Annotated in this window: 6 protein-coding genes and 1 pseudogene; 2 read left to right on the forward strand and 5 right to left on the reverse strand. The window is 39.6% G+C overall.

Annotated elements, in window-relative coordinates; translation table 11 throughout:
• A pseudogene (locus HWQ37_RS02495) lies at positions 1 to 186 on the reverse strand (hypothetical protein); the annotation flags it as partial.
• 289 nt (positions 187 to 475) lie between these two features.
• Here HWQ37_RS02495 and HWQ37_RS02500 point away from each other — a divergent pair.
• The gene (locus HWQ37_RS02500; protein ID WP_292743307.1) at positions 476 to 667 is read left to right on the forward strand and encodes a hypothetical protein; all 192 of its coding nucleotides are present in this window, start codon (positions 476 to 478) and stop codon (positions 665 to 667) included.
• 546 nt (positions 668 to 1213) lie between these two features.
• Here HWQ37_RS02500 and HWQ37_RS02505 read toward each other — a convergent pair.
• A complete protein-coding gene (locus HWQ37_RS02505; RefSeq protein WP_292743310.1) occupies positions 1214 to 2050 on the reverse strand; it encodes an SWIM zinc finger family protein in 837 nt (278 codons plus the stop codon).
• 5 nt (positions 2051 to 2055) lie between these two features.
• On the reverse strand, positions 2056 to 5265 hold the full coding sequence (locus HWQ37_RS02510) for a DEAD/DEAH box helicase (RefSeq protein WP_292743313.1): 3210 nt from the start codon (positions 5263 to 5265) through the stop codon (positions 2056 to 2058).
• 83 nt (positions 5266 to 5348) lie between these two features.
• Between HWQ37_RS02510 and HWQ37_RS02515 the strand changes: the two genes are divergently transcribed.
• Complete coding sequence (locus HWQ37_RS02515; RefSeq protein WP_292743316.1) at positions 5349 to 5543, forward strand: hypothetical protein; 195 nt, start codon at positions 5349 to 5351, stop codon at positions 5541 to 5543.
• 158 nt (positions 5544 to 5701) lie between these two features.
• Here the strand turns inward: HWQ37_RS02515 and HWQ37_RS02520 are convergent, their stop codons facing one another.
• Together HWQ37_RS02520 and HWQ37_RS02525 are read right to left on the reverse strand one after the other, a co-directional pair.
• Positions 5702 to 6301 carry a DUF1003 domain-containing protein gene (locus tag HWQ37_RS02520; RefSeq protein ID WP_292743319.1) on the reverse strand — a complete coding sequence of 200 codons (600 nt, stop codon included), beginning with the start codon at positions 6299 to 6301 and terminating at the stop codon, positions 5702 to 5704.
• 119 nt (positions 6302 to 6420) lie between these two features.
• Positions 6421 to 6695: hypothetical protein (locus tag HWQ37_RS02525; protein WP_292743322.1), on the reverse strand; the 275-nt coding region annotated here is incomplete at its 5' end.

Below are 6695 nucleotides of genomic sequence, written 5' to 3' on the forward strand. Positions count from 1 at the left end.
CAGGGATTTAACCGAACTAAAATTGTCAGAAAACTCATGCACCAGTTTTCCAGTTTGGAGATTCCATAACTTTAGGGTGCTAATTGCCCGATTTCGAGAGACTCGCTGACCAAAACTGCCACTAACGAGCTTTTTACTATCTTTCGTAATAGCAATAGCATCAACTGACGAGCGATTGCTAGTCATAGTTTAGACCAGGGCGCACCTGTGCAATTGGTACAGCAGACTTTGGGGCATACCAGCTTGCATACTACCAACCGCTCAGTTGAAAAGTGACACAAAGCCTATTTGTGAAGGTTATAGAGGAGTAGGGTCAACTTCTGATGGCGATCGCATGAATCCACGAATGCAAAAAAATCTAAAATTTGATAACCCGCAACTTGGGTTAATAAGCAATATTTAGTAGTTAATTTTACAGGAGAAAAAGCGAATTTACTAAAGTTATGCTAAATAGAACACTCCAAAAGCTTGGTAAATGAAGGAATTACAGCCCATTAAACGGCAGATTAGCTGGAAAAAAGTAGCAATAACTATTGGCGTTGCAGCATTAATTTTAATGGCTGGCACTATCGCTTACGATCATTGGCGAATTAGTCAAGGCTGGTGCGCTAGATTCTATCCCGATGGTAGCCAAAAAGTTTTATACGGAGATGATTGCTGGAAATAATTAAATCTCCGACAACCCCAGCCAAGAAGACCCAGCATTTTTAGCTTCATAGCGATCGCACATTTACTATTTATTTTCTAGTGCATTACTAGCCAGTTGTGGCGAAGCGATGACTGAGGCTGTAAGTTACTTGATGAGTTCTACAGCATTGGGTCAACAACTGGCGATTTGGGCTGTTCTGTTCTCTTGATATCTCAATTTAAACCGCAATTCAGAGAGTTGTGATGCCAAATTGCCAGAACCTTTGTGCTTGAATCGTCTTTGTTGTCAGGGCACGCTTACAGCGCTTCCGGCTATTATGCAATACAGTTTTCCTCTTGCCCCTCTTCTATCACAGCTTTCAGCTTTGAAGATGTACCTCATAGCTGCCGGAAGTGCTGTAAAGAAGTTGGAAGTCGGAAGTCGGAAGTACAGTTTTGTAGCGGGGATAAAGACTCATTGCCACAAAACTTGCGCCTTCTTAGTTGCCGGGGACTTAAACCCACCGAATGAAAGTTAAATTTATGAAAAATTAAGTAGTTCAAGAAAGCAGAAAATGCGCTGAAATCACAACTGATGATTTTTGGTTTTGACTCGCTGATACAGTTCTTCCATTGTTTCAATAAAGGAAGCATCATTGTGCCAGAAATCAGGAAAATCCCCTTGTTTCTTAATCAAAATTGCACAGATACTACTTGGAGTCGCCACTTCAATAGTTTGTGGTAATCGCTTTGTACCTAACCAAAATTCTCTGGCATTTGGCATTTGGTTAAGAGATTGTTTTTCTAGCTTAGTGTACAGCGAATTAGAAAGTTCTAAAGGAATTTCCTTAGTATTCAATTCCTCAGATAGAGCTTTTCCTAAAGGAGAATCAGCTAATTTGGCTTGAAGTTCTGCTTTCGATAATCCCCGTAATTCAAATAACAACCAGGGATTATTATCTAATTGAGAAGCCACTAAATAGTAAACTCCAGCAATGTGTTTACAGGGATTAGCATAATCTGGGCAAGAGCATTTAGTTTTTAAATCCTGACTACTATGGGGCAATAAATGTAGTCCCAAATGAGAGAAAGTATCTTCAATATTTTCTGGGACTTCATTTAGCAGCAATCGAGAAATGATACTGGCTTTAGAAGAAAGCTTTTGGATAGCTTCATTCCAACGGATTTTAGCAATGGGTGTAATCTGAATCTCTATATTATAAGTTGGTTCTTTGTAGACTCCAAAATAGGGATTAACTGAGCCTCTGACTTTGGCAGTAATTTTATTTAAGTCAATCTCAAAGCTTTTGACTTTACCTCCACTAGCATAAGACCGTCCTCTTTTGAGTCGGTTATCATCTGTAAAAGCTTCTAGTGTTTGAATAAAGCGATCGCCCCACCAAGTTCGACTAAATTTAGCCATAATATCTACTCCAAAATTGCACTCTTGTTCAATGAAATCAACCGCTTAAAGGCTTCATTATCTAATTCGGTGAGCCAAGATTCATCGCTACCAACAACAGCATTAGAGAGTTTTTTCTTATCTTCAATCATTTGGTCAATTCTCTCTTCTAAAGTCCCAATAGCAACAAATTTATGCACAAAGACGTTCTTTTTCTGACCAATACGGAAAGCACGGTCAGTTGCTTGGTCTTCAACTGCTGGGTTCCACCAACGGTCAAAGTGAAAGACATGGTTGGCTTTCGTGAGGGTGATACCTACACCCCCTGCTTTCAAGGAAAGGATAAAAACCGATGGCTCTGTATTTGGGTCTTGAAATTCGGTAATCATTTGTTCCCGACGTGGGCGACTAGTGCCACCATGCAAATAGTAAGTATTGCAATGCATACTATGTTTGAGATGTTTTTCAATCTTTTCACCCACTTCCGTAAATTGACTAAAAATGAGTAAACTTTCTCCTTCATCAACTGCCTCCTCAACCATCTCTGCTAACCGACTGAGTTTGTGCGATCGCAGTGGTGAAAATTCGCTTCCATCTTGCAGAAATTGGGCTGGATGATTACAAATCTGCTTCAATTTCATCAGAGTTGAAAGAATCAATCCTTTGCGTTGAATCCCCTCTGCTGATTGCAATTGTTTTTCGACATCTTTCACCACCACTTCATAAAGCGATGCTTGCTCTTTGGTCAGGTTGGTGTAGAGTTTTTGTTCCACTTTATCTGGCAAGTCATTAATAATAGATTGGTCAGTTTTTAACCTTCGTAAAATTAGAGGTTCTACCAGTTTTTTCAAGGTAGCTGATTTTACGCGGTCATTATCTTTTTGAATCGGAATCTCGAAGATTTTCCGAAACTGGGCTTCTTTACCCAAGTAACCAGGATTGAGAAAGTTAAAAATTGACCACAAATCCAATAAGCGGTTCTCTACAGGAGTTCCTGTTAATGCCAGCCGATGTTTAGCTCTTAATTTTAAAATAGCTTTAGTTTGGGCAGCTTTCGGATTTTTAATATTTTGTGCCTCATCCAGTACTAAACGTTGCCACTCGATGCCGCTCAATAACTTTTCATCTTTGCGAACTAGAGTAAAGGAGCTAATTATCACATCGTTTTGTTCACAAGCAGCTTTGAAATCAGCTAGATTTTGCAGCCTACTGCTACCATGATGCACCATAGTTTTTAAATGAGGTGCAAATTTGGCAATTTCCTTCTGCCAGTTGCCAACAACAGAAGTCGGGGCAATTAATAGTGTCGGTAAGGCAGATAAAGAAGTAATCTTTTCTCCTACTTTCAGAGCTTCATGTAACTCCTTCTCTTGCACTAATCTGGCAATCACCTGCACCGATTTACCCAAACCCATATCGTCTGCCAAACAGCCATTTAACCCCAAATTTTCCAGATATTGTAGCCAGGAAACACCACGCTTTTGATATTCTCGGAGCGTGCCTTGCAGATTATCAAGTTCAGAAATTGGCTCTAGGCGACTTTTATCTTGTAGCTTTGCGATCATCTCTGACAAAGCTTCATCATGTTCAATTTCCCATTCTGACCCCAATTCAGCACTGCGTTGTAGAAACTCCAGTAAGGTCATCTGGGGTTGTTCGTTACCGTGGGACTGCCAAAATTCGAGTAACTGCTGCATTTTATCCCGGTCTAATTCCATCCATTGACCGCGAAAATGCACTAGGGGAGTTTTAGCATTAATCAGTTGTTCCCATTCAATAGGTGTGACAGTTTGCTCCCCAATCGCTAACTCATACTGATACTCCACCAGTGAGTCTAAGCCGAAATAGCTTTTTGTTTCCCCTTTCGTTGCAGCAAGTTTGCTACCCGATGCTTTGAGGCGAATTTTGGCACGACGACGACCTGCCGGAGTATACCAAGCAGGTACAATTACTTTGAATCCAGAGTCTTCTAATACCCAAGCACTTTCTTGAAGGAAGTCAAATGCTTCTTCTAAGGTAATTTGCATTGCGATTGGACTCGCTGTTTCCAACCCAAGCCATAGTTTGGGATACATCCTGGCTGCATACCCCAGATTCAAAAGCAAATTTGTTTCAAAATCTTTACCAAAATCTTTATGTACAGCAGCTTTGGAAAATTGATTCATTGTCCAGTAGTCTGCTAACGCTAACTTCAAGGATGGATCTTGTTTACTCGCTACTAGAAATTGAATTTGCCAATTGTCTATTTGTGACGATGAAGGAGAATGTAACTGGAAGCACAGATGAAAAGGTGAATCAGATTGAGTACGGGTTATTTTGGTTTTCCACACCAACCATTGCTGATATTCCTCAAGGGCAGTATTTGTTGTTAGTGGATTATGCTGACGAGGATAAAAGCAAGATTCAATTAGAGAACCAGCAATTTGTTTGTCAAAAGCAGCTGTAGATGGGGTGTGAGTCACTAAATCATCAAGTACATATTCGGAAAAGTGACGCAATAGTGTTTCTCGATCAAAAAACTCAATGCGATCGCTAGTTTTTCCTGTACCTGCCACACAGATTAGTGGCATATATTCAATATATTTAAGAATATTTGCTTCATATTGTTCGGAAATAATTTCCCAGGTGGCATAAATTTCAAATGCTGCTAAAGAAGTCTTGCTTTTGCCTTTTTTCTTCGGATTTTCCGATGATAACTGTCGATATTTTAGTGCGGGAATAAATTGGTCTTTGAGGATTACTTGTTTAAAACTTTGAGTGTAATGATACCAAAATAATAAATCTGAACCAATTTGAAACTTCTCCGCATTATATATTGCTAAAAAATGGATATCTTTAAGTAGTTTGATAATATTAAGTGCTGTGACATTTTTGGTAGATACTACTGTTTCATAACAATCTACCTGCCAGTATTGGAATTCTTCATAGCTGTCAGTCAACTCAATTTCTAAATACTTGGTTAATTCTGGTGAAGGTAGGGGCTGATTATTGGTGGTTGGTAAGGCAAAGTATTTAGGAGATATGCGTTGGTTTAATTGAGTCTTGTCTTCTTTAATTCCCAATTCCTGTACTAAAAAGGTGATTAATTCGGATTCTCCCAAATGTCCAGGATGAATTTGTTGACTATTAGTGTGACTTTTTTGGGATAATTGAGTTTCTACCCACAAGTAAAAAGACCCTGACTGAATAAAGTCAGTTTCCTCGTTTGGTATCCAGGTGCCATGAAGTATTCTCATAGTTATAATGCCTCTGGATTGTTTGGAAATTCACGCGCCTTAGAATTACTTTAGCAAACAGAGGTGCTAGAATCATCTTCTTTATGCAAAAGAAAGCGATGACGCTATCGTGCGATCGCCAGACTTACGCGTCAAGAGCGATACCAGGGATAATAAAAATTTTTCGGCAGCGCAATAGTTTCTATTCTCGTTGCCAATATGCTCAGTCAGCGATCGCATATTGGAAAAGGATATGTTTGAGATTACCTCAAGTTATACCAATTCGCAATTCGCAATAGGCTAACGCAATGAAAAAACTTAGAGATAGCAACCCTTTCAGGGTTTACATCTGTTTCATGATTTTAGTGAAACGGTATTACTGCCCAGTGCGACCCTGCCCGTTAAATCCTGAATTCCGCTAACGCGCTGAAGGTGTGCGTGTAGTCCATCGTAGTCTTTATCTTTGGGTACGTTTTTTGAGTTTTTTTCTCTTGAGTGCTAACTGCTGAAGCCGCTCAATTTCAGTTAATACATCTTCGGGTTTGGTTTCCATTTCTAAGTCTGCAAGCTCACTGTCTTCATCATTGTCAATCCCCATTTTGTCTTGAATAGCATCAAGCATTTGCAATACTCGTGTGACTTCATGCTCAGTTAGTAGTGCAATTTGTAAATTTAAGTTGGCGCGATACTCGGTTTCTTCACTAAGGCGGTTTTGACTAATTAGCACAAATGTTGACAGGAAAATTGCTTCCAGCGATACCACCATTGTCAACAGTCCATAGGGAAATGGATCGAAGGGATGCACACCAATTTTTCCAGTGTTCAAAATAATCCAAGCTCCAAACCAGACGATATGTACGTAAACAAAGACTATATGTCCGGAAAAAGACGTAATAGTATCGGCAATTTGGTCTTGGAAGTTTCGCTTCTTAGCAGCTTGAAGCCGAAGACGGATAATAGTGCGAATATTCCGTTCTATGACTTTAGACAATAGTGGATTATCATTTTCATAGTCTAAGTATTCAAATTCCTCTTCGTTCATGCCGCCTTGCTGCATAATTTTGATGTCCTGCTTTCCATACCACTTTGAAAATATACAGAGAGTGAAAAAGCCCGTTTGGTCAGGATTTTATCTGGAATCCTGTTCAGAAATCAGACATAAATCCTACATTTTGGCTACAAATCAAAGTCAAGGCTGAATGTTTCTCCATCAGAATCCTCTTCTTCCTCTTCTGTAATTTTAGTTGAACTCCTTGAGGGAAGTTTGTTATCTTCAGTATTAATAGGGGTGAAAGCTACTTGTTGCGTCGGAAATGCACCCTTTCTGAAAGCAAAATAGCAATCGATGATAAAGTAAAGCGTCTCCAGGTAACTCTTGCCTAGTTGCTGTGATTCGGCAAATATCCGCTCTCGGTAGCTATCTTTGATCCGAACTTTTTCTGGGGTTAAGT

Source organism: Nostoc sp. NMS4 (assembly GCF_017115095.1).
In the GTDB taxonomy this organism is placed as follows: Bacteria; Cyanobacteriota; Cyanobacteriia; order Cyanobacteriales; family Nostocaceae; genus Nostoc.

What these genes read in the sequence shown, in the direction of transcription:
- HWQ37_RS02500 (WP_292743307.1), top strand. Translation starts at nt 476, where the DNA reads ATGAAGGAATTACAGCCCATTAAACGGCAGATTAGCTGGAAAAAAGTA.
- HWQ37_RS02505 (WP_292743310.1), bottom strand. Translation starts at nt 2,050, where the DNA reads ATGGCTAAATTTAGTCGAACTTGGTGGGGCGATCGCTTTATTCAAACA.
- HWQ37_RS02510 (WP_292743313.1), bottom strand. Translation starts at nt 5,265, where the DNA reads ATGAGAATACTTCATGGCACCTGGATACCAAACGAGGAAACTGACTTT.
- HWQ37_RS02515 (WP_292743316.1), top strand. Translation starts at nt 5,349, where the DNA reads ATGCAAAAGAAAGCGATGACGCTATCGTGCGATCGCCAGACTTACGCG.
- HWQ37_RS02520 (WP_292743319.1), bottom strand. Translation starts at nt 6,301, where the DNA reads ATGCAGCAAGGCGGCATGAACGAAGAGGAATTTGAATACTTAGACTAT.